A 19,571-nucleotide genomic window follows, 5' to 3' on the forward strand; every position below is an offset into this window, starting at 1 on the left:
CGCTAGCGCGCGCAGGGAAACGCTCCACCTGCCCAGCGACCGGTCTGCCGACCGGCCGACGGAGTTTTGCACCCTATCGCCACCGCCAACGAGGGAAGCCATGTATTCACGTCATCGCACCAGGTACGACCGCTCGTGTTGTCCGACCTCCTCCAGGCGCTTCGCCGGCACGACGCTTCATGCCGCGCTTTGTCTCGCCCTGCTGGGAAGCAGCGGCGCCACGTTTGCCCAGGACACCACCGGCGCCACGAGCTCCGACGCCAAAACACTGGATGCCGTGACCGTCACCGGTTCGCGGATCCGCCGCGTCGATACCGAAACCGCCAACCCCGTGGTCACGCTGGACCGTGCGGCGATCGAAGCCACCGGCAAGCCGACCCTCGGCGATCTCGTGCAGGAACTCCCTTCGATCGCCGGCAACGCGACCAACCCGAACACGAACAACGGCGGCGGTACGGGCGCGTCCACCGTTTCGCTACGCGGCCTCGGCGACAAGCGCACGCTGATCCTCGTCAACGGCGTACGTCTCGCTTATAACGACGTCAACGCCATTCCCGCCAGCATGATCGAGCGCGTGGAGGTGCTCAGCGATGGCGCCTCGGCCGTTTACGGCTCGGATGCCATCGGCGGCGTGGTCAACTTCATCCTGCGCGATCATTACGATGGGGTGCAGATCTCCAGCGACTTCGGAACCAGCCGGCAGAGCGACGGCAACCGGCGCAACTTCTCGCTGACCGCCGGCCACACCGGCAGCAACTACAGCATCATCGCCGGCCTCTCCTACAGCGACATCGACGCGGTCTCGGCCGCGGCGCGCGACTATTCGAAGGACGCGCTCTACCTGATCGACGGCGCGTCGGTGAAGCAAGGCTCGTCGGCCACGCCGGGCGGCTCGATCAACTTCAACGACGGCTCCGCCGCTTCCGATGCCCTGGCCGCGTCGTCCGGTTGCTCACGCGTCACCCTCAACCCGGGTGTGACCGGCGCGACCGGCCGGGGCGACTTCCACTGCTATGGCGGTAGCGATTCGTACAACTACCAGCCCTATAACTTGCTACAGACTCCGCAGAAACGCACGAATGCCTTCGTGCTCGGCAAATACCAGATCACGCCCTCGGTGCAGGCATACGTCAACGGCTATTTCAGCAAGACCAGGTCGTCGTCGGTGATCGCGCCGATTCCGATCTTCGCCAACGGGGACAACTTTCTCGTCTCGGCCGACAGCTACTACAACCCGTACGGCGTGAACTTCGGTACCGACCGTACCACCGGCACCTCGTACAACGACCTCAACTCGCGGGCCACGGTCCTCGGCAACCGGAGTTACCAGTACAACACGTACAACCTGCAGCTCAATCCCGGCCTGCGCGGCTCGTTCGGCAACAGCAGCTGGCAGTGGGACGCGGATATCAACTATGGCCGCGTGCGTCAGATCTCGCGCAACAACGGCTTCCTCGATTACGACGCATTCAATCAGGCGGTCGGCCCGTCGTTTCTCGATAGCGACGGCACCGTGCGCTGCGGTACCGCGGGCAATGCCATCGCCGGCTGCACGCCGCTGGACATCTTCAACCTCAATTCGGCGTCCAGCCTCGCCACGCTGCAGTCGATGATCGTCAACCCGACGGTCACCAGCGTGTACACCGTGAAGCAGTTCGAGGCCAACGCGAACGGCGATCTCTTCGACCTGCCCGCCGGTACGGTGAGCCTCGCGACGGGCCTCTCGTACCGCAAGGAGAGCACGTCCACCTCGGCCGACTCCCTCTGGACCGGCGACGAAAACGGGCTTTGCGGCGTCATCGAGTACTGCGCGTCCACGCTGGCAGGCAGTTTCAACGTCAAGGAAGCCTATGCCGAAGCCCTCGTACCTCTGCTTTCGGACCTGCCCGGCATCCGCTCTCTGAATCTGACCGTGGGCTCGCGCTGGTCCGATTACAGCACCGTCGGCAGCAAGACCAACAGCAAGGTCTCGCTCGAATGGCGTCCGGTCGACGACCTGCTGCTGCGCGGCACGGTCTCGCAGGTGTTCCGTGCGCCCAACACCAGTGAACTCTACGCGGGGGTGGCCGGCGACGCGGCAACCGCCAACGACCCCTGCAACGGCTATACCGGCGGCCATGAGGCGGCCTGCGCCAACGTGCCGACCGACGGCTCGTACCGCCAGGCCGATGGCCAGGTTTCAGGCAAGGCGTCGGGCTCGGTGCTCGCCGGCTATCAGCTCAAGCCGGAGACCGGTCGCTCGTACGACGTCGGCTTCGTCTACGATCCGCACTGGCTCGACGGCCTGTCCTTCAGCGTGGACAGCTGGAAGATCAACCTGAAAGACACGATTTCCACGGTGTCCGCGCAGACGGTGATGAACCAGTGCTATTCCAACCCGTCCAGCGCGTTCTGCGCCCTGATCCACCGCAACGGCAACGGTACGATCAATTACATCGCCGAGCCCACCGTCAATCTCGGCAAGCTGTCGGCGGCGGGAACCGATTTCGGCCTGGCCTATCGCTTTCCTGAAACGAGCTTCGGCAAGTTCAACGCGTCGCTCAACGGCACGTACATGAAGCGCTACGACGTCAACCCGGATACGACCGATCCCAGCTCGGTGGTGATCCACAACGCGGGCATGTACACGTACTCGTATGGCAACTTCCCGCGGTGGCGCGGCCTCGGCACCCTCAACTGGTCGATGGGTGACTGGAGCGCGTCATGGCGCATGCGTTACGTCGGCCGCTCGCAGATCGGCAGCGACGATCTGACCCAGGGTCTCTCGGCCGACTCCGATGTCGCGGGCGTCGAGCGTAAGGTGGGCGCGTACGTCTACCACAACATCCAGGTAGGCTATAACGTGCAGCCATGGCATACCCGCTTCGACCTGGGTATCGACAACGTCGCCGACAAACAGCCGCCCCTCTACTATTCCAATAACGTGACCAACGCCAATACCGACGTCGCCACCTACGACCTGCTCGGCCGCTATTACTGGGTCCGCGCGACGGTGTCGTTTTGATCCGCACCGTTCTGGCTGGGTGCTGCCTTGCCGTGGCGAGCGCTTCCGCGCTCGCCACGGATATGCCCAGCGTCGTACACGCGAACGGGCGGCACGCGCTGCAGGTCGACGGCAAGCCGTTTACGGTGCTCGCCGTGCAGCTGCACAACTCCAGTGCGTGGCCGGCGGTGCTGCCCGAGGTCTGGGACGACGTGCTTGCCCTGCATCCCAATACACTTGAGGCGCCGGTGTACTGGGAGCAGTTCGAGCCATCTCCCGGCAAATACGATACGACCAATCTAGATGCGCTTATCGCGGGCGCTCGCTCGCATGGGCTTCGTCTGGTAGTGCTCTGGTTCGGCAGCTGGAAGAACGGGCAGATGCACTATGTGCCGGAATGGATGAAGTCCGACCCGGTGCATTATCCAAGGGCGCTCGACGAACACGGCACGCCGCAGGAAGACATGTCGCCGTACGCGGAATCCAACCTGCATGCTGATGAGACGGCATTCGCCGCACTCATGGATCACCTGCGCAAGGTCGACGGCGACCGGCATACGGTCATCATGGTGCAGGTGGAGAACGAACCGGGAAGCATCGGTGCGATCCGGGACCATTCGCCGGCCGCTGAGCAGGCCTTTGCCGCGCCGGTGCCGGATGCACTGACGCGGGCGCTCCGTCGTCCTCCCGGTGGCAACTGGATGGCAACGTTCGGCGCCGACGCCGACGAGCAGTTCAACGCCTATGGCATCTCGCGCTACATCGATCAGGTCGCCACCGCCGGGAAGGCGCGCTACCCGTTACCGATGTACGTCAACACATGGCTGCGCTACAAAGGCAAACACATGCCCGGCTACGACTACCCCAGCGGCGGCGCCACCTGGAACGTGCTCGACACCTGGAAGGCCAGCGCGCCCCATATCGATTTCATCGGCACCGATCTCTACAGCACCGACTACAACGAGTTTACGAAGGTCGTCGGGCAGTACACGCGGGCGGACAATCCGCCGTGGATATCCGAGACGGGGTTCGAGGCGGGGAATGCGCCTTACCTGTTTCATGTACTTGCGCAGGGCGGCGTGGGTTTTTCAATCTTCGGTATCGATCATCCGGCGGATACGCCTGAGGTCAAGGCGGCTATCGAGGCGCATGCGCGGAACTTCGCGCTGGTTGGGCCGATTCAGGGGCTGGTTGCCGACGCAGCGTTTCGCGGGACACTGAAAGCTGCCGTCGAGCAACGTGGGCAGGCGAAGTCGGACGTTGCGCTGGGCGGTGGCTGGACGGCGCATGTGTCGTATGGGGCACCTTCGTGGGGAGACGCACCGCCGGAATTGCCGGGTAACCCCGCCGCCGATGGGCATGTGCTGTTTATTCCGCTGGGTAAGGACGAGTATTTGCTCGTTGGGTTCCATGCACGAGTGGAGTTCGAGCGGGATCGTTCCGACAAGCGGATGGGTCAGGTGCTGCGGGTTGAGGAAGGCACTTATGAAGGCGGGGCGTGGAAGGCGCGTCGCTGGTGGAACGGCGATGAGACGGACTATGGGATCAATCTGGGCCAGAAGCCGGTTTACCTGAAGGTCCGCCTTGGGGACTACTGAGCCAAGGCGGAAAGTTTGTTTTAGCTCAGGCTCATGACCGGCGCCTTCGATGCCTGCGCTATTTCCTGCTGAGCCTGTTGTTGCTGCTGTTCCTGCTGCTGCACCAGAGCCCTGCCCTGCTCTTCGGCCTGCGGCCACGCCGCACTGCTTCGATCCAACGGCGTCTCCAAAGCCTGCATCGTCTCTACCCACGCCATCTTCCGGTCGAGGCCATGCACGCTTTGCAGGTTGCCTTCCACCGCGAACGCCCGGCTCGCGTCGTCGCTCAGCATAACGTGATCGATCCCGCGCATGCCTTCCGCGGTGGCGGCCACGGTCAGTGAGCCTGCAAAGCGCGAATCGCGAGGGCTGGGCGCAACACCGTGCTCCGCGTTCAGCTTGGCGACGCCATCCATCGCCTGGCGGAACATACCGTTCGCTGGATGAGCGGGCTGGTCGAGCCGGTGTTTATCGCTCAGAAGCCACTGCATCGGAGACTGGTCCTTCGGCATCGGATTCCGCTTCTCCGTGTTCACCGGGCTGTGCGGCACAGGATTCTCGATGCTCTGAATGTCTTCGATATTATGGGTGGGACGAAGTGCGTTTTTTCCCGACACATCAACCGGCGCACGAACCCGAACTTCGGAGCCAGGGCCACCACTTCCGGGTAAAACAATATGCTTCTCGCGGTGGATTCCGGCGTGATTCAAGGCAGCCCAGGTGAAGTCGACGCAGTTGTTTCGGACGTCCTGGTATTGCATGTTGAAACCAAATTTTCCAGCATCATGGCCAAACTCGTTCAAGCGATCGAACTGGTCCTTTGTGATCTCCATGGTCCTTGCATAGACCGGCTTGCTGTAGTTATCGACATCGCTGTCATAACGGCGACCCGGGCCTGAAGCGCTTCCATGCTCGATGGGCGCGAATCCAAAGCTTCTCTTGTTACCCGTTGCGTCCTCGGTACTGAAATACATATGTCCCGGCAACGATGTACCGCCATCTAGCAACAGTGGCGTTCCGGGTGCCGCAACATAAATCGTCACGGCATACTTTCTTTCTGGCATCCATTTCCTCCTACTTTCCTGTGTTGTAGAACTGATCGATTACAAGCTCCGCATGAACGCCTTCGAAGACAGGCAAATCGAAGGCGGTTTCCACTCTCGCCCTGTAGTGCCCGTAGCCTTCCGCGTAAAAGCCTCCGGCAACAACGTATTCCATGCTCCCGTCGTTGCCATCGGGTTGAAGATGAAGCAGGGACTGCACTGGCCGTGACGTCGACGGATGCCATAGCCTCGACTTGCCGTAAGCAGCGTACATGCCGCTCATGTCCAGGACATTCATCGGCGATAAAACATCACCGTCGACCTTCCACACCTGAGCACGTATCGCGGGACTCGCCTTTCTTACAAACTCAATCGTTGCCTGATGCGCGACCGGAAATTCGACCGCCAGCATAAAGCGCCGACTCAGATCCGCCTCTTCCTCACGCAACCAGAAATCGATCGTCGTTGTGTTCCCTGATTTGGCCAAGGAAAAGCCTTGTCTTATGGGTATGCCGCCAGCTACCGGCGCTGCTGAACGATTACCGCAACCAGCACAAAGTGCACCAAGCATCAAAACCACTAACCAGCAGAAAAGGTTCCCAAATAAATGCGTGCGACGGCTAGTTCTAAGTGATGTGTCTGACATCCCTATCTCCTACTTCGCTGTGTTGTACGCCTGGCCAATCACGATTTCTGTAGGTACATTTTTCAACCAATCCAAGTCAAGCACGGTTTTGATTCGTGCCACGTAGTGACCATAACCGTCGGCGCAGAAAGAGCCCAAGACACTCCCCTCACGCACCTCATCGCCAACGAAGGGGTGGAGGTGCAATTCCGATGGAAATGAACCCGATGGCAATCGCGTCTTCGCCACATTCACGCGACAAGCCCCCGTGAGAGGCACCGCGTTGAAGATATCGATAGGCGCATGTTTCTCGCCACTCACCCGCCAGATTTCCGCGTGCACTGTAGGCGTTGTCGTCCCAATGAGACGCGTAACATTCCGCAGTATGTGCGGATGTTCGACAGCAACCATGAAATGTCGTGACAGGTCAGCGTCGCCTTCGCGCAGCCAGAAGTCGACCGTCAATGTGCTTCCGGCTTTGTCGAGGTAGAACGCGCGCCGTACCGGCATATCCCCAGGTGCTGGTGCAGTCGTTTCTTGCCTGCACGCACTGGCGAACAGCAGGAGGCACGCAAGCGGCCACGTAGCGAATTTGTACTCGGACTTCTTCATCCCTTTCCAGTCGCCTCGCGGCGTACGGTGCATTCCCTTTCTCCAAGGGGCTGAAGGATGAAGAAGTCTATGGGAACACGTCAAGCCGCGGACGCTGACACAGCTATTCTCAAAGAACGAAAAAAGGGAATATTGGTCGCGATTCTCAATACACCGCGTAGCTTTTTTACTAGCTTATGCCTGTTGCCTGCGGAATCGCATTCCACGCATCGCAGGCAACCATCGCTCAGAGCGGTGAGAGCGCGGAACGTTGTCACTGAGGTTTTTCTTGCCGACAGCATCCGGCGCGTAGCCGTGTGGCCGGCTGGCAGTGACGGACGTCGCAATCCACTTCTCGATCACACCGCCCGGTGCCCGGTCTCGGGCAGGCCGATGAGAGTCATCGTTTGAGCGATGGTGGCATGTCTGTGGAATTGAGGCATGCCACCACTCGGGGCGGGTGGGATCGCCAGCAGGGCTGGCTCCCACCAGAGCTGTCTAGTGCTCACTCATCAGGGAGACAGAGATGGAAAAGTATGGAACGGTGGGTGAAGGCAGCCTGTGCCTTGATCCGGATGCGAGCGGGCGCACAGTGTGCGGCGCGCGCCCATGTAAAGATGGAATGGGACCGCTTTCAATGCGTTGGGAGAGATGTCGGCCGATGTAACAGCCGCGCCACCAGCGCGATCAAAGCGAAACCACCGCCGAGCAGGCACACGCCGGGCCACCCGGCGCGGCGCCATGCCTCGGCGGACGCGAAGGAACCGATCGCTCCGCCAACGAACATGGTGGTCATGAACAGCGTGTTGAGACGGCTCTTGAACTCGGGGTGCAGACCGTAGATCAGGTGCTGATGCGACACCAGCGCGATCTGCACGCCGAAGTCGAACACGATGACGCCGATGATGAGACCGGCAAGCGTCGGCCAGATCGCGAAGATGCCCCACGCCACGACCGTCGCTGCCGCACCCAGCGAGATGACGATCCACGGACCTTTACGATCCGCGACGCGTCCGGCAAGGGGTGCCATCGCCACACCCACGGCACCGACCACGCCGAACAAGCCGGCGGAGGCGGCGCCAAGATTGAGCGGCGGCTGTTCTAGGCGGAGCGCAAGGACCGTCCAGAACGCCGAGAACGAGGCAAAGATCATGGCCTGCGTGAGTGCGGCACGACGCAGCAGCGGTTCGCCGCGCCACAGACCGACCAGTGAACCGAACAGCTCGGCAAAACCCACACGGCGTGGCGGGCGGTGCTCCGGCAGGCGCAGCGCCATGAGCAGGGCCGCCAGGAGCGCGATGGGCACGGCGATCCAGAACATCACTCGCCAGCCGGCCGCGCTCGACACAAAGCCGGCGATCGTCCGGCTCAACAGGATGCCGGTGAGCAGGCCGCTCATCACTGTGCCCACCGCCGCACCACGTTTCGACGGCTCGGACAGAATGGTCGCGAACGGAACGATCTGCTGCGCCACCGTCGCGGCCGCACCGACGATCACGGAGGCGAAGGCCAGTGTCGCAAGGCCGGGCGCCAGCGCGGCGATCACCAGCGCGATCGCCAGCAGGATGAACTGGAGGACGATCAGGCGGCGGCGCTCGAACGCGTCACCCAACGGGACGAGGAACAACAGCCCCGCCGCGTAGCCCAGCTGCGTCAGCATCGGCACCCAGCGCTCGACGGCCCCGTCGTGGAGGTCGCGGCCCATGATGCCGAGCATCGGCTGGTTGTAGTAGATGTTGGCGACGGCGAGGCCGGCGGCCAGTGCCATGGCATACAGGGTGCTACGCGGCAGGCCGCTGCCCTGTGTGGCGTTACTCATCGTGAAAGCTCCGGGTCGGTGGTGCCGTGTGAATGATCGTGCATTGCACCACACCCGGGCTTGGATGTTTCGTCAGCGCCACGCGGGTATCCGCCGTAGCGACCGTCCTTTCGGATCGAGGGGTCGCCGCGGTGCGTTGACAAAGCGGCCGACCGGCGAGCCGCTGAAACGCACGATTGCACAATCCCTGAACGCGGCAAGGGGTACACCATGGAGAATTCCCACACGGACAGGATCCACTCATGTCGAAGCTCGATGCCGCCTTTATCGAACACCAGAAACAGCGCCTCGAAGACCTGCGCGCCCAGCTGATCGCCACAGGCGATGCGGCGGGGGCCGACGAGTCGGCGCTTCAGACCGCCGCCGGTGGCGAGCCGCAGGACGAAGGCGACGACGGCGATCGCTTCGCCCAGCAGGATGCGGACGAAGCCCTGTTGTCGTATAACGAAAACCGCCTCGGCGACATCAACCGCGCCCTCGAGAAGATCGCCGATGGCACCTATGGCATTTCGGATGGCAATGGTGAGCCCATTCCGCGCGAGCGTCTGGAAGCCGTTCCGGAAACCCGCTACACCGTCGAGGAAATGGCCGAGCGCGAGCGCCTCGCCCAGCGCTGATCGTCTGCGACGATCCTTTTGTGTTGATCAAAAGTCACGCCTCGTCAAAATGGAGGCAATTGCGTTCTAGCCGGGACGTTTCCCGCTTCCGCAAGATGTCACGGGACAATCAAGGAGACACCCCGTGAGCGATTCAACCTCCCTCGGCGCTGGCCACGATGCCAGCCGCCGCAATTTCGTCGTCGGCGCGGGCACCCTCGCCGCGGGTACGCTCGTTGGCGCGAGCGTGCTTGCCTCCGGCGTCAATGCCGCCCCGGCCGCAACAACCCATTCCTCTTCCAAAACCAGCAAGAAGGTAGGCGACATGTCTTTCATCACGACCAAAGACGGCACCGAGATCTATTACAAGGATTGGGGTACCGGTCAGCCGATCGTCTTCCATCACGGTTGGCCGCTGAGCTCGGACGACTGGGATGCCCAGATGATGTTCTTCCTGAACAATGGCTTCCGCGTGATCGCGCATGACCGTCGTGGTCACGGCCGTTCGTCGCAGACCGCGACCGGCAACGACATGGACACGTATGCGGCCGACGTCGCGGAACTCACCGCGCACCTCGACCTGAAGAACGCCGTGCATATCGGTCACTCGACCGGCGGTGGCGAAGTGGCGCGCTACGTCGCCCGTCATGGCAAAGGCCGCGTGGCCAAGGCCGTGCTGGTCAGCGCCGTGCCGCCGATCATGGTCAAGACCGCCGCCAACCCGGGTGGCCTGGATATCTCGGTGTTCGACGGCTTCCGCAAGGCGCTCGCCGACAACCGCGCGCAGTTCTACCGCGAAGTGCCGATCCCGTTCTACGGCTTCAACCGTCCTGGCGTGAAGACCCTCGACGGCGTGGTCGACAACTGGTGGCGCCAGGGCATGATGGGCGGTGCCAAGGCCCACTACGACTGCATCAAGGCCTTCTCGGAAACCGACTTCACCGAAGACCTCAAGGCGATCACGGTGCCGACGCTCGTGCTGCACGGCGACGACGACCAGATCGTTCCTTACCAGGACGCGGGCGTACTCTCCGCCAAGCTGGTGCCGGGCGCGCAGCTGAAGCTGTACAAGGGCTACCCGCACGGCATGCTGACCGTCCACGCGGACGTCCTCAACAAAGACCTGCTGGACTTCATCAAGGCCTGATGTGACGCGAAGGGCCCGACGTGACGCGAAGGGCCCGACGTCACCCGCTTTCTGTAGGAGCGGGCCCTGCCCGCGAAACCCTCGGGGCATAACGCTGGCGCAATGAGGTGCAAAGCCTCATTCGCCACGTTTATCCGTGAGGGTTCGCGAGCGGGCTCGCTCCTACTACAGCTGCTTCGAAACAACGGTACCTAGCTCTTTGAACCACGCGGCGCGTTGCTCATCCGTTGAGGTGGTGTCGCGGAGGAAGGCGCCGACCACGGCACGCTTGCCGTTGGGCGCGGTAATGATCGCCATATCGTTCCACGCGGCGATACGATCGCCATTGCTGGCACCCGTACCCGTCTTGTCCGCGATGCTGAAGCCCGCCGGCAGCCCCGCGCGGATGCGATTCGGAATGACCTGAGCTTGCATCATGTCGAGCAGGCGCTTGGTCGATGCAGCCGAGAGCAACTCGCCAGCCTGCAACTTGCGCAGGAACGTCGCGGCGCCGTCCAGCGTCGTCGTGTTCTCCTGCATCACGATCGCGGCCTCGTAGCCCTTCAGCAGCCGCGCCGATTCTTGCACGGTCGTTTCGTGCAGAGGTGGCTTCGCGCCTTGGGCCAGACCTTCGAACACATGCCCCACCGCGCGCTCATCCATGTCGATGCGCATGCCCTCGACGCCCTTGTCCTTGAGGTATGCCGTGACCACCTGGCCGCCACCGACCAGTTTCAATAGCGCGTCCACGGCCGTGTTGTCGCTCTGCGTAACCGCGGCAGTCATCAGTTCGCTGACGGTGACATCGATCGGGCCCTTCGCGGCGCGGGCGCCAATCGACGGGACGGCGGAACCGGCCGTGACATCGGCCGGTGTGACGTGCACTTTCTGGTCGAGGCGGAGCTTGCCCGTGTCCACCTGATGCAGAACGGCGGCCGACACGGGTGCCTTGAAAGTGCTCATCAGCATATAGGCCCGGTCGTCGTTGACCTTCGCCGCGGCGCTGCCGTCCAGATCGACGACGATGATGCCGAATTTGGCGGGCTTGGCCTGATCGGCGAGCTTTTGCAGGGAGGCCTGGAGGGTCGCGGACTTGTCGGCCGCAGCGGCGGAGCCGGCGGCCAGGGCCAGCGATAACGCGAGGAAGGTGTGCTTCAGCATGGGGAGCGCCTTGGGGGGATGACCGGGGCGCCATGCTGCCGCATGGTTCTGCGTTTTTGGTGGCAAATCGGGGGCCGGCGGGAGCTTTGGCCGGCAGCGGCTGTTGTAGGAGCCAGCCCTGCTGGCGATGGGGGGAGTACGGCGAGCACCCATCGCCAGCAGGGCTGGCTCCTACAACAGCCGCTGCCGGAAACGGGGATCAGCTCTTCTTCAAGCGCTTCTGCTGGAACGGGTAGAACCGCTCCTCGCGCAGCTCGTGCTCGATCTGCTCCAGGCTCTTGCCCATCGTCTCGGGCACGAGGTAGTAGATGAAGACCAGGGCACCGAGCGAGATCACCGCGTAGAGCCAGAACGTATGCGACGCGCCCAGCCAGGTGACCAGCGACAGCGTGCTCAGGGTGACCAGCAGATCGAAGAACCAGTGACTGAAGGCGCCCAGGCTCGCGCCCTTGCCGCGAACGAACAGCGGGTATACCTCGGAGTTGATCAGCCAGATGCAGACGCCGAAGCCACCGCAGTTCAGCATCAGGTAAGCGGCCAGACAGGCGACCACCAGCACCCGGCTCACGTCGGTCTGCGGCCCCTGCCCTTCGAACAGGATGCCCATCACCACGAGCGCCACGATCGAGCCGGGAATCATCCACAGCAGGTAACGACGGCGCCCGATCTTGTCGACCAGGATGCTTCCGATGACCGTCATGACGACCACGAGCAGCGTGCTGCCGCCGGTGCCGAGCACGGCCCATTTGTCCGAGAAGCCGGCCTTGGTGAGGATGGTCGGCGCGTAATAGATCAGCGCGTTGTTGCCGGTGATCTGCGAGAACATGGAGATGCTCGCGCCCACGATGATGGCCGGACGGATCCAGGGCTTGGCGAAATCCTTCCAGCGCCCGGTTTCCTCGTTATTGGAAACGCCCTCGATCTCGACGACTTCCGCTTCGGCCGCGCGACGGTCGCCGCGAACCCGCTCGAGCACGTCGATGGCTTCATTCTTGCGACCCTGCGTCACCAGCCAGCGCGGGCTCTCCGGGAGAATGAACATGCCGCCCAGCAGGATCACCGCCGGAACCACGCCGAGACCGAACATCCAGCGCCAGTGTTCGCCGAGCAGGAATCCGGTGAAGTACGCCACGGTGATGCCAAACACCACCATGAACTGAAACAGCACCACCATCTTGCCCCGGTGCTTCGGCGGCGACACCTCGGCGATGTAGACGGGAATGATCTGCGTGGAGCTGCCGGCCGACAGACCGAGCAGGAAACGCGCCGCGATCAGCATCTCGACGCTGCCCGACATGGCCGAGGCGATCGAGCCGAGCGCGAACAGCACGCCGACGAAGATCACCATGCGTCGGCGACCGAACCGGTCGGACAGCGGGCCGGTACCGAGGCAACCGAACAAGGCACCGAAGATGATCGCGCCGGTGACGAGCTGCTTAGTGGTGTCGTCCAGAGCGAACTCACGACCGAGGCCCAGAAGCGCGACGCCGATCACGCCGGTGTCGTAGCCGAACAAAAGACCGCCGAGCGCGGCGATGACCGCGATACCGACGACCAGGGCGGTGCTGCCGCCCTCGCTGTCGACCTTGGATGGGGTTACCGCATGCATGCGTTTCTCCTGGGAGGATGAAGAAGCCCTCGCCCCCGCGAGTTGTTCTTGAAAGAGATCACGCCGCCACGCTCACGCGCACACGGAAATCCGCCTTCGGTGCCGTCAAAGCGATGCGGCGGGCATTCGGCTCGTCGGTGTGTTCGATCCAGTCGAGCGCGGCCTGGCGGTCGCGGCCGTAGCGCATGTGCCGCGCGAGCAATTGCTCATGGCGCTGTGCGTCGTCGACGTCGACGAACCAGACCTCGTCGAGCAGGCCCTGGACGTCTTGCCACGGACCTTCATCGAGCAGCAGGTAGTTGCCTTCGGTAATGACCAGACGTACATCGGACGGCACGGCGATCTCGCCGGCGATCGGCTCTTCGATTTCACGATGAAACGCCGGTGCGTAGACCGTCTCGCCCGGCACCGGCGAGCTAAGGCGGCGCAGCAAGGCGACATAGCCCGCCGCGTCGAACGTATCGGAGGCGCCCTTACGGGCGGCCCTGCCCAGGCGGGCGAGCTCGGCATTGGCGAGATGGAACCCGTCCATCGGTACGCCGACGGCGATGTCGCCGGCGTATGCGAGCAATTGCGCCACGAGGGTGGATTTACCGGCGCCCGGTAGTCCCGCGATGCCGAGGATGCGGCGTCCGCTGCCTTCCATGAGCGCGTCCAGGCGCTCCCTTGCGGAGGATTCGATCATGCCGATGCCAGACAAAAAGACCGACAAAAGCTAATGATCCGAATGTGTGCATGAGATGAATCGCGTCATATATGGCGATGGACGGGTCCCTGACAGAGACATTCGCCGTCTTCGTTCGCATGACCCAGCAAGGCGTCGAGCAAGTCCCCGGACGGCGTCCACTGTCCGATGGCCGGATGAATCAGCATCGCCTTGCGTGCTTCGAGACGGCGGTCGTTGAGCACCGATGCGATCGCGGCACGTTCGTACGCCTTGACCGAGCGCACCAGACCGTTCACCGCATCCGGCAATGGCGCGATGGGACGGGGCACGATCGCGTCCAGCGAGATATCCGACGCGATCTCCACGATGTCGTTATCGGGCAGATCGGGCAAGGCGCCACGATTGCGCGTGTTGACGACGATACGCGCCGGTTTCGCACCGGTCAGCGCGCTCATCACGTCGATGGCGATGCGGTGGTAACCGGTCGCTACACGGAAGGGGTCGACCTGCAGGCTGACCCCCTGATCGAACGCGGAACCACCCTCGGCTTCGAGCTTCATGTACGAGCCGGAACGCTGGTTGAGGTACGCGGCGTAAATATCCACGGCTGCATCGCCGTCGCCCGCGTCCAGACGCGCCGTGAGCGTCGCCAGCAGATCGTCGTTCAGTCGCTGGATTTCGCCACCGCGACTCCCGCCCTGCCTGCGCTGGTTGTCCAGCGCGCGCTGCCGCTCGTAGTAGAAGAAAAGGTACTCCGTGGGAATGAGCCGCAGCGTGCGGATCATGTCGAAGTCGAACAACGGCGCAAGATAGAGCTGACGTAGCAGGTCATCACTGGCAAGCAGCGTGTCGATGACCTCCTCGCCCCGAACGCGCACGCCGCGTACCCAGCCGAGGTGGTTCAGGCCGACGTAGTCGCACTCGACCTCGTCGGCCGGCTCACCCAGCGCATGCGCGATGTTGTGAAACAGCTCCGTCGGCGTATCGCAGATGCCGACGATGCGGGCCTTGCTATGATCGGTCACGGCCTGCGTGATCAGGCCGGCGGGGTTGGTGAAGTTGACCAGCCACGCCTGCGGGCTCAGCTTTTCGACGAGTTTCGCCTGTTCTATCGCGACAGGAATAGTGCGCAGGGCCATGGCGACGCCGGCGGGGCCCGTCGTCTCCTGCCCGGGATATCCCTGCGCGATGGATGCGCGTTCGTCGGCGGCGCGGCCGGCGATACCGCCGATACGAATGCTGTTGAGCACGAAGTCGGCGCCCTCGATGGTGTCTTCCATCGAGGTGCCACCACGCAGCCGCAGCGCGCCGCCCGAGCGACGGATCACGGCATTGCCCAGGCCGACCATGATCCGCAGCCGCTCGGGATCGGGGTCGTAGAGGACCATTTCGGCCGCGCCGAGCGCCTCGGCGGCTTCGTTGACGCCGAACACGACAAGCGGAGACCGGACACCGCCGCCTCCGATCAATGCGATCTTACGATCCGTACGTTTGCTCACGAAGTGTCCTTAATGGCTGGGGATGGGGAAGCGATTCAAGGGCGCCGGCGGCCGTCGTACACAACGCCCCGCAGATGCAACCGCGCTCGACGCAGCCATCGATGGACTCGCCATCGAGCAGCCCGTCGATGACGCCCGCGTCGAAGGCATCGCCCGCACCGGTGGAGTCGACCGCTTCGATGCGCGGCGCCGGCACCCGGCGCAGGCCGCGTGCATCGGCGATCCACGCACCACGGGCGCCCTGTTTCATGACGGCACGAGCGATACCGGCCGCGGCGGACCAGGCCTCATAGGACGAGGGGGCGTCGTCGCCGCATAACAGCGCGACTTCCTTGTCGTTGGGCAGGAAGAGGTCGACATCGCGGCAACTGAGCCGGTTGACAGGGTCTTGCAGCCACGCCGGGCTGTAGCCGACGTCGAGGGAGGTCGTACACCCCGCCTCACGCAACAGCGGAAGCAGGGTCGAGGCAAGGTCGCGCGGCAGCGGCATGGCGAAATGCACATGACGGGCGGCGGACAGATCCGCCACGATCTCCGACGTCGCCAGCAGTTCCGGGAGCGAGCGGTTGACGCCGGGATAGGTGAAAAACGATCGATCCTCCACCGTCGAGACGCTCACGGTGATGCCGGTACCGTCGCTGCCCAGCCGGATACCGTCCATGCTGACACCGAATTCGCCCAGACGGCCTTCGAACCAGTCGAGATCGGCATCGCCGATCAGTCCGACCAGGCGGACACGGCGTCCGAGCCGCGACAAGGCACAGGCGGTATTGATCGTGCCGCCGCCGAGTTCGCGCACGTAGTTCTCGGCGATCACTTCTTCGCCGGGGCCGGGCCAGGAGGGAAAGCCGCTGAAGACGTGATCGGCGTAGATCTCTCCGACGACGGCGACATCCCATGATTTCAGCGATGGGGAAATGGCCACGTGCGGGACCTCCGTGCTTGCCACAGGAAAAGAAGCGTGCCCGCGAGGACCGCGACCACGGCGGCGACGATGGACGAGGTGCCCGCCGTCGCCACGAGATACAGCCAGCCGATGACGCTGACGACCAGCGGCAGCGGATACAGCGGCATGCGAAACACGTCGGCGTCGGCGCGGCGACGACGCAGGGCCACCACGGCGAAGCACTGCGCGATGTACTGAAACAGGATCTGCGTGACCATCAGCGTCGCGATCAGATGCTCCAGTGACAGGAAGCAGGCCGCGGCGGACGTCGCACCCACGAACAGGAGCGACACCGTGGGAAACCCGCCCCGCGGATGCAGGCGCGCGAAGACGGGAAAGAACTGGCCGTCCGCCGCCGCCGCGTACGGCACGCGTGAGTAGCCCAGCAACACCACCAGCGCCGATCCCCAGCTGGCCAGAAGAATCAGGAGCACGGCCAGCGTGCCGCCCGTGCGACCGTGGATCGCCTGCATGAAGTCGGCGACCACGGCCTTCGAGTGCGCCGCCTGCTCCCAGGGCAGTACGCCGAGAATGCTGAGGTTGAGGCCCAGATACAGCACGGCCACCAGCGGAATGGAAACGAGCACCGCCATCGGAATGGTGCGCCGCGGCCGCTTCACCTCACCGCCCAGCATGCAGACGTTGTTGTAACCGCCGTAGTCGTACACCGCGATCAGGGCGACCGCGCCGAGGCCCAGCCAGAACCCGTGAGATGAGTCGACGTGTGCCTGGAAGAAGTGGCTTGCGATCGTCATGTCGAAGTGCCTGATGCCACTGATCACGATCCATGCGCACGCGATCACGACGATCGCGCTGACCAGCACGGACAGCCGCTGGATCTGACCCACCCGCCGATAGAGCACGGCCGTGTTGAGCAGACACAAGCCGGCGGCGACGAGCGCCCTGCCCGTTTCCCCCAGGGACGGGATGAGGAAGCCCGCGTATTGGGCGAAACCCACCGCCGCCGAACCGATGGAAAGCGGCGCGGTGAGCAGCGTCTGCCAGAGGTAGAGGAAACCGAACAGACGGCCGGCTTTGTCGCGGCCATAGGCCTCGCGCAGGTAATGGTAGGGACCGCCGGATTCGGGAATGGTGGAGCCGAGCTCGGCCCAGACCAGGCCGTCGCAGAGGCACAGCAGTGCGCCGGCGACCCAGCCCAGCAGCACCGAGGGTCCCGCCAGGGCCGAGAGGGCGAGCGGGATGGTCACGAACGGCCCGATGCCGATCATGTTGAGGACGTTGGCGGAAAGCCCGCCCCAGAAGCCGATGGCTCGCGGCGGTATGGCGGATGTTCCTGGCGCTACCGCGTTCGCGGTCGGGGTGGCTGTCGCTCTCATGATTCGCGGCCCGTTTCTGAGTAGCTTCGGCCAGCACCTGACGCCAACAGGGTCGGCTCCCACCGGGCTGCGGGGTCCTGCTCCTGGTAGGAGCCAGCCCTGCTGGCGACCGGTGCCTGCCCCACCCCATGCAAACTATCGGCAGCAGCAATCACCGCCCCCTCCACCCGATGCAGATCCAACACCAGCACCTCGTTCTCCCCCGCCTTCAACCACGGACCCGGACAGAACAACCGAAGCTGCGGCCCGACACTCCAGTACCGCCCCAGCAACCGCCCGTTGACCCACAGATACCCCTTCACCCACCCACTCATGTCGAGATAAACGTCGCCAGGTACATCCACATGAAGCGCCGCCCTGAAGAACACCCCACCTCGCGACGGTGCCGCCTTCAACGGCTTGAGACCGCGAACCCACGCATCGTCCAGCGGCAACGGCCACGCCTCGACCTCATGCAGGGCGACACCATCGAGCGTCACCGGCCCGATGAGCCCTTTGTGGTCACCCAACCGCGGCCCGAAATTGATGTGGCCGAAGGTATCGACAAGGACCTCGACGGTCGCCTCGCCCGAGGCACGCGCAGGCAGCGTCACATCGGGCCGCGAATTGAGCGACGCATGCTCGACCCGTGACACGACAGCCGTTTCACGCCCATCGACATGCACGACGGCATAATCGCGCACGTTCTCCAGCCGCAGAACGCTGCCGGCGGCGATCCGCTTGCGATAAACGACCAGTCCCTGATCCTGGCCGAACAGGATCTCGTTCGGACCGGGCGATGGCAGCCTGACCGGCTCGCCCGGAAGGTTGTCCCAGAGCGACGCGAACGGCACAGGCGTCACCGGTGAAAACGTTGCCGAGGGAGGAGCTTCGGGCATCGCGGGCGGCGTGACTCCCGCGCTCTCCACGATCACCCGGCGCAACGCCGCGTAGTGCGGCGTGGCACGCCCCCGCTCATCGATGGGTGCACCGTAGTCGTAGCTGGTGATGACGGGCTGGAACTGCGAGCCGTCGTCCTCCGCATTGGCTCCCGCGGTCAGACCGAAGTTGGTCCCGCCGTGCACCACATACAGGTTGAAGGAATACCCGGCGCGCATGATCTCCCGAAGCGGCTCGACGAGGTCCCTGGTCGCGAAGGCCGGCTCACCCCAGTGCGTAAGCCAGCCGGGATAACCCTCGCCCAGCCACACGGGCGACTCGCCCGCGAAGCTCCGGCCCTTGAGCATGTCCGCGACGTCCGCACCGTCGAGGCCAAGCGCCATGCCTTTCGGATAGGCCTTACGCCGCTGCAGGTCCTTCCAGCCATCCGACACGGAGAACGGTCCCGCGATGCCGTGCTCCCGCCACAGGTCGCGCAGCGCCTCCAGATAGCCGACATCGTCGGCGAACATCGAATACTCGTTCTCGACCTGCAACATCAGCACGGGACCACCCGCCCCTGCCGTCAGCGGAGCGATACGCGGTGCGAGCGCGGCGATATAGCGACGCACCGCCGCCATGTAACGGGGATCGTCACGCGTGCGCAGGCGGGTATCCGGATCGCGCAGGAGCCATGCCGGCAGACCGCCGTTCGTCCACTCACCGCAGATGTACGGACCCGGGCGCAGATACACCCACATCCCCTCCTCCGCGCACAAGCGGATGAAGGCCACGATGTCGCGATTGTCGCTTTCGAAATCGAACACGCCGGGCTCGCGCTCGTGGTGATTCCACATCACGTAGATCGCCACGGTATTGAGACCCATTGCACGCGCCATACGGATGCGATGGCGCCAGTGCTCACGCGCGATCCGCGCCGGATGCATCTCGCCACTGCGTATCTGGAACGGCTTCCCGTCGAGGAGAAACGTACGCTTGCCGAAGGCGAACGCATGTCCGCGCCCGTCCGGTGCCACCGCCGAAGCGGCGGCACCGGACGGCCCCGCCCACGCGCGACCGGCGAACGCCAGCGGCGTGAGCAAGGACAGAGCGAGGAACCGACGTCGTTGCATG

At 63.8% G+C, this 19,571-nt stretch carries 15 protein-coding genes; 4 read left to right on the forward strand and 11 right to left on the reverse strand.

Annotated features, from left to right (window positions below):
• The first annotated feature begins 202 nt into the window (after positions 1 to 202).
• Complete coding sequence (locus BLT40_RS05805) at positions 203 to 3,004, forward strand: TonB-dependent receptor domain-containing protein (protein ID WP_343123893.1); 2,802 nt, start codon at positions 203 to 205, stop codon at positions 3,002 to 3,004.
• A 62-nt stretch (positions 3,005 to 3,066) separates the two neighbouring features.
• Positions 3,067 to 4,581, forward strand: coding sequence for a DUF5597 domain-containing protein (locus BLT40_RS05810; protein WP_090352172.1), 1,515 nt, complete (start codon positions 3,067 to 3,069; stop codon positions 4,579 to 4,581).
• A gap of 20 nt (positions 4,582 to 4,601) precedes the next feature.
• Here the strand turns inward: BLT40_RS05810 and BLT40_RS05815 are convergent, their stop codons facing one another.
• From BLT40_RS05815 to BLT40_RS05830, 4 genes are all read right to left on the reverse strand, one after another.
• A complete protein-coding gene (locus BLT40_RS05815; protein ID WP_143025846.1) occupies positions 4,602 to 5,624 on the reverse strand; it encodes an XVIPCD domain-containing protein in 1,023 nt (340 codons plus the stop codon).
• A gap of 10 nt (positions 5,625 to 5,634) precedes the next feature.
• Positions 5,635 to 6,249 carry a hypothetical protein gene (locus BLT40_RS19925; RefSeq protein ID WP_139382771.1) on the reverse strand — a complete coding sequence of 205 codons (615 nt, stop codon included), beginning with the start codon at positions 6,247 to 6,249 and terminating at the stop codon, positions 5,635 to 5,637.
• 9 nt (positions 6,250 to 6,258) lie between these two features.
• The gene (locus tag BLT40_RS05825) at positions 6,259 to 6,840 is read right to left on the reverse strand and encodes a hypothetical protein (protein ID WP_079521918.1); all 582 of its coding nucleotides are present in this window, start codon (positions 6,838 to 6,840) and stop codon (positions 6,259 to 6,261) included.
• A gap of 613 nt (positions 6,841 to 7,453) precedes the next feature.
• The gene (locus BLT40_RS05830; RefSeq protein ID WP_090352177.1) at positions 7,454 to 8,638 is read right to left on the reverse strand and encodes an MFS transporter; all 1,185 of its coding nucleotides are present in this window, start codon (positions 8,636 to 8,638) and stop codon (positions 7,454 to 7,456) included.
• A 242-nt stretch (positions 8,639 to 8,880) separates the two neighbouring features.
• Here BLT40_RS05830 and BLT40_RS05835 point away from each other — a divergent pair, with 242 nt between their 5' ends.
• Both BLT40_RS05835 and BLT40_RS05840 read left to right on the forward strand, forming a co-directional pair.
• Positions 8,881 to 9,255 carry a TraR/DksA family transcriptional regulator gene (locus tag BLT40_RS05835; protein WP_090352179.1) on the forward strand — a complete coding sequence of 125 codons (375 nt, stop codon included), beginning with the start codon at positions 8,881 to 8,883 and terminating at the stop codon, positions 9,253 to 9,255.
• A 304-nt stretch (positions 9,256 to 9,559) separates the two neighbouring features.
• A complete protein-coding gene (locus BLT40_RS05840) occupies positions 9,560 to 10,381 on the forward strand; it encodes an alpha/beta fold hydrolase (protein WP_043697697.1) in 822 nt (273 codons plus the stop codon).
• 165 nt (positions 10,382 to 10,546) lie between these two features.
• Here the strand turns inward: BLT40_RS05840 and bla are convergent, their stop codons facing one another.
• From bla to BLT40_RS05875, 7 genes are all read right to left on the reverse strand, one after another.
• Entirely contained in the window at positions 10,547 to 11,521 is a 975-nt protein-coding gene (bla, locus tag BLT40_RS05845) for a class A beta-lactamase (RefSeq protein ID WP_176809113.1), read from the reverse strand.
• A gap of 199 nt (positions 11,522 to 11,720) precedes the next feature.
• Positions 11,721 to 13,130: a sugar porter family MFS transporter gene (locus BLT40_RS05850; RefSeq protein WP_090352184.1), complete on the reverse strand. Its 1,410-nt coding sequence runs from the start codon at positions 13,128 to 13,130 to the stop codon at positions 11,721 to 11,723.
• 58 nt (positions 13,131 to 13,188) lie between these two features.
• Positions 13,189 to 13,815, reverse strand: a complete 627-nt coding sequence (locus BLT40_RS05855; RefSeq protein ID WP_052191224.1) for a nucleoside/nucleotide kinase family protein — start codon at positions 13,813 to 13,815, stop codon at positions 13,189 to 13,191.
• 65 nt (positions 13,816 to 13,880) lie between these two features.
• Positions 13,881 to 15,296 carry a family 4 glycosyl hydrolase gene (locus tag BLT40_RS05860; protein WP_036113462.1) on the reverse strand — a complete coding sequence of 472 codons (1,416 nt, stop codon included), beginning with the start codon at positions 15,294 to 15,296 and terminating at the stop codon, positions 13,881 to 13,883.
• Complete coding sequence (locus tag BLT40_RS05865) at positions 15,274 to 16,221, reverse strand: carbohydrate kinase family protein (RefSeq protein WP_239709019.1); 948 nt, start codon at positions 16,219 to 16,221, stop codon at positions 15,274 to 15,276. Before BLT40_RS05865 ends, BLT40_RS05860 begins: the two co-directional genes overlap by 23 nt.
• Positions 16,200 to 17,579, reverse strand: coding sequence for an APC family permease (locus BLT40_RS05870; RefSeq protein ID WP_036113464.1), 1,380 nt, complete (start codon positions 17,577 to 17,579; stop codon positions 16,200 to 16,202). Before BLT40_RS05870 ends, BLT40_RS05865 begins: the two co-directional genes overlap by 22 nt.
• Positions 17,576 to 19,570, reverse strand: a complete 1,995-nt coding sequence (locus BLT40_RS05875; protein ID WP_090352186.1) for a beta-galactosidase — start codon at positions 19,568 to 19,570, stop codon at positions 17,576 to 17,578. Before BLT40_RS05875 ends, BLT40_RS05870 begins: the two co-directional genes overlap by 4 nt.
• Position 19,571: the final 1 nt, after the last annotated feature.

It is taken from the genome of Dyella sp. 333MFSha (genome assembly GCF_900102405.1).
GTDB lineage: Bacteria > Pseudomonadota > Gammaproteobacteria > Xanthomonadales > Rhodanobacteraceae > Luteibacter > Luteibacter mycovicinus.

Coding starts and splice junctions, on each gene's coding strand:
- BLT40_RS05810 (WP_090352172.1), top strand. CDS start 3,067: ATGCCCAGCGTCGTACACGCGAACGGGCGGCACGCGCTGCAGGTCGAC.
- BLT40_RS05815 (WP_143025846.1), bottom strand. CDS start 5,624: ATGCCAGAAAGAAAGTATGCCGTGACGATTTATGTTGCGGCACCCGGA.
- BLT40_RS19925 (WP_139382771.1), bottom strand. CDS start 6,249: ATGTCAGACACATCACTTAGAACTAGCCGTCGCACGCATTTATTTGGG.
- BLT40_RS05825 (WP_079521918.1), bottom strand. CDS start 6,840: ATGAAGAAGTCCGAGTACAAATTCGCTACGTGGCCGCTTGCGTGCCTC.
- BLT40_RS05830 (WP_090352177.1), bottom strand. CDS start 8,638: ATGAGTAACGCCACACAGGGCAGCGGCCTGCCGCGTAGCACCCTGTAT.
- BLT40_RS05835 (WP_090352179.1), top strand. CDS start 8,881: ATGTCGAAGCTCGATGCCGCCTTTATCGAACACCAGAAACAGCGCCTC.
- BLT40_RS05840 (WP_043697697.1), top strand. CDS start 9,560: ATGTCTTTCATCACGACCAAAGACGGCACCGAGATCTATTACAAGGAT.
- bla (WP_176809113.1), bottom strand. CDS start 11,521: ATGCTGAAGCACACCTTCCTCGCGTTATCGCTGGCCCTGGCCGCCGGC.
- BLT40_RS05850 (WP_090352184.1), bottom strand. CDS start 13,130: ATGCATGCGGTAACCCCATCCAAGGTCGACAGCGAGGGCGGCAGCACC.
- BLT40_RS05855 (WP_052191224.1), bottom strand. CDS start 13,815: ATGATCGAATCCTCCGCAAGGGAGCGCCTGGACGCGCTCATGGAAGGC.
- BLT40_RS05870 (WP_036113464.1), bottom strand. CDS start 17,579: ATGAGAGCGACAGCCACCCCGACCGCGAACGCGGTAGCGCCAGGAACA.
- BLT40_RS05875 (WP_090352186.1), bottom strand. CDS start 19,570: ATGCAACGACGTCGGTTCCTCGCTCTGTCCTTGCTCACGCCGCTGGCG.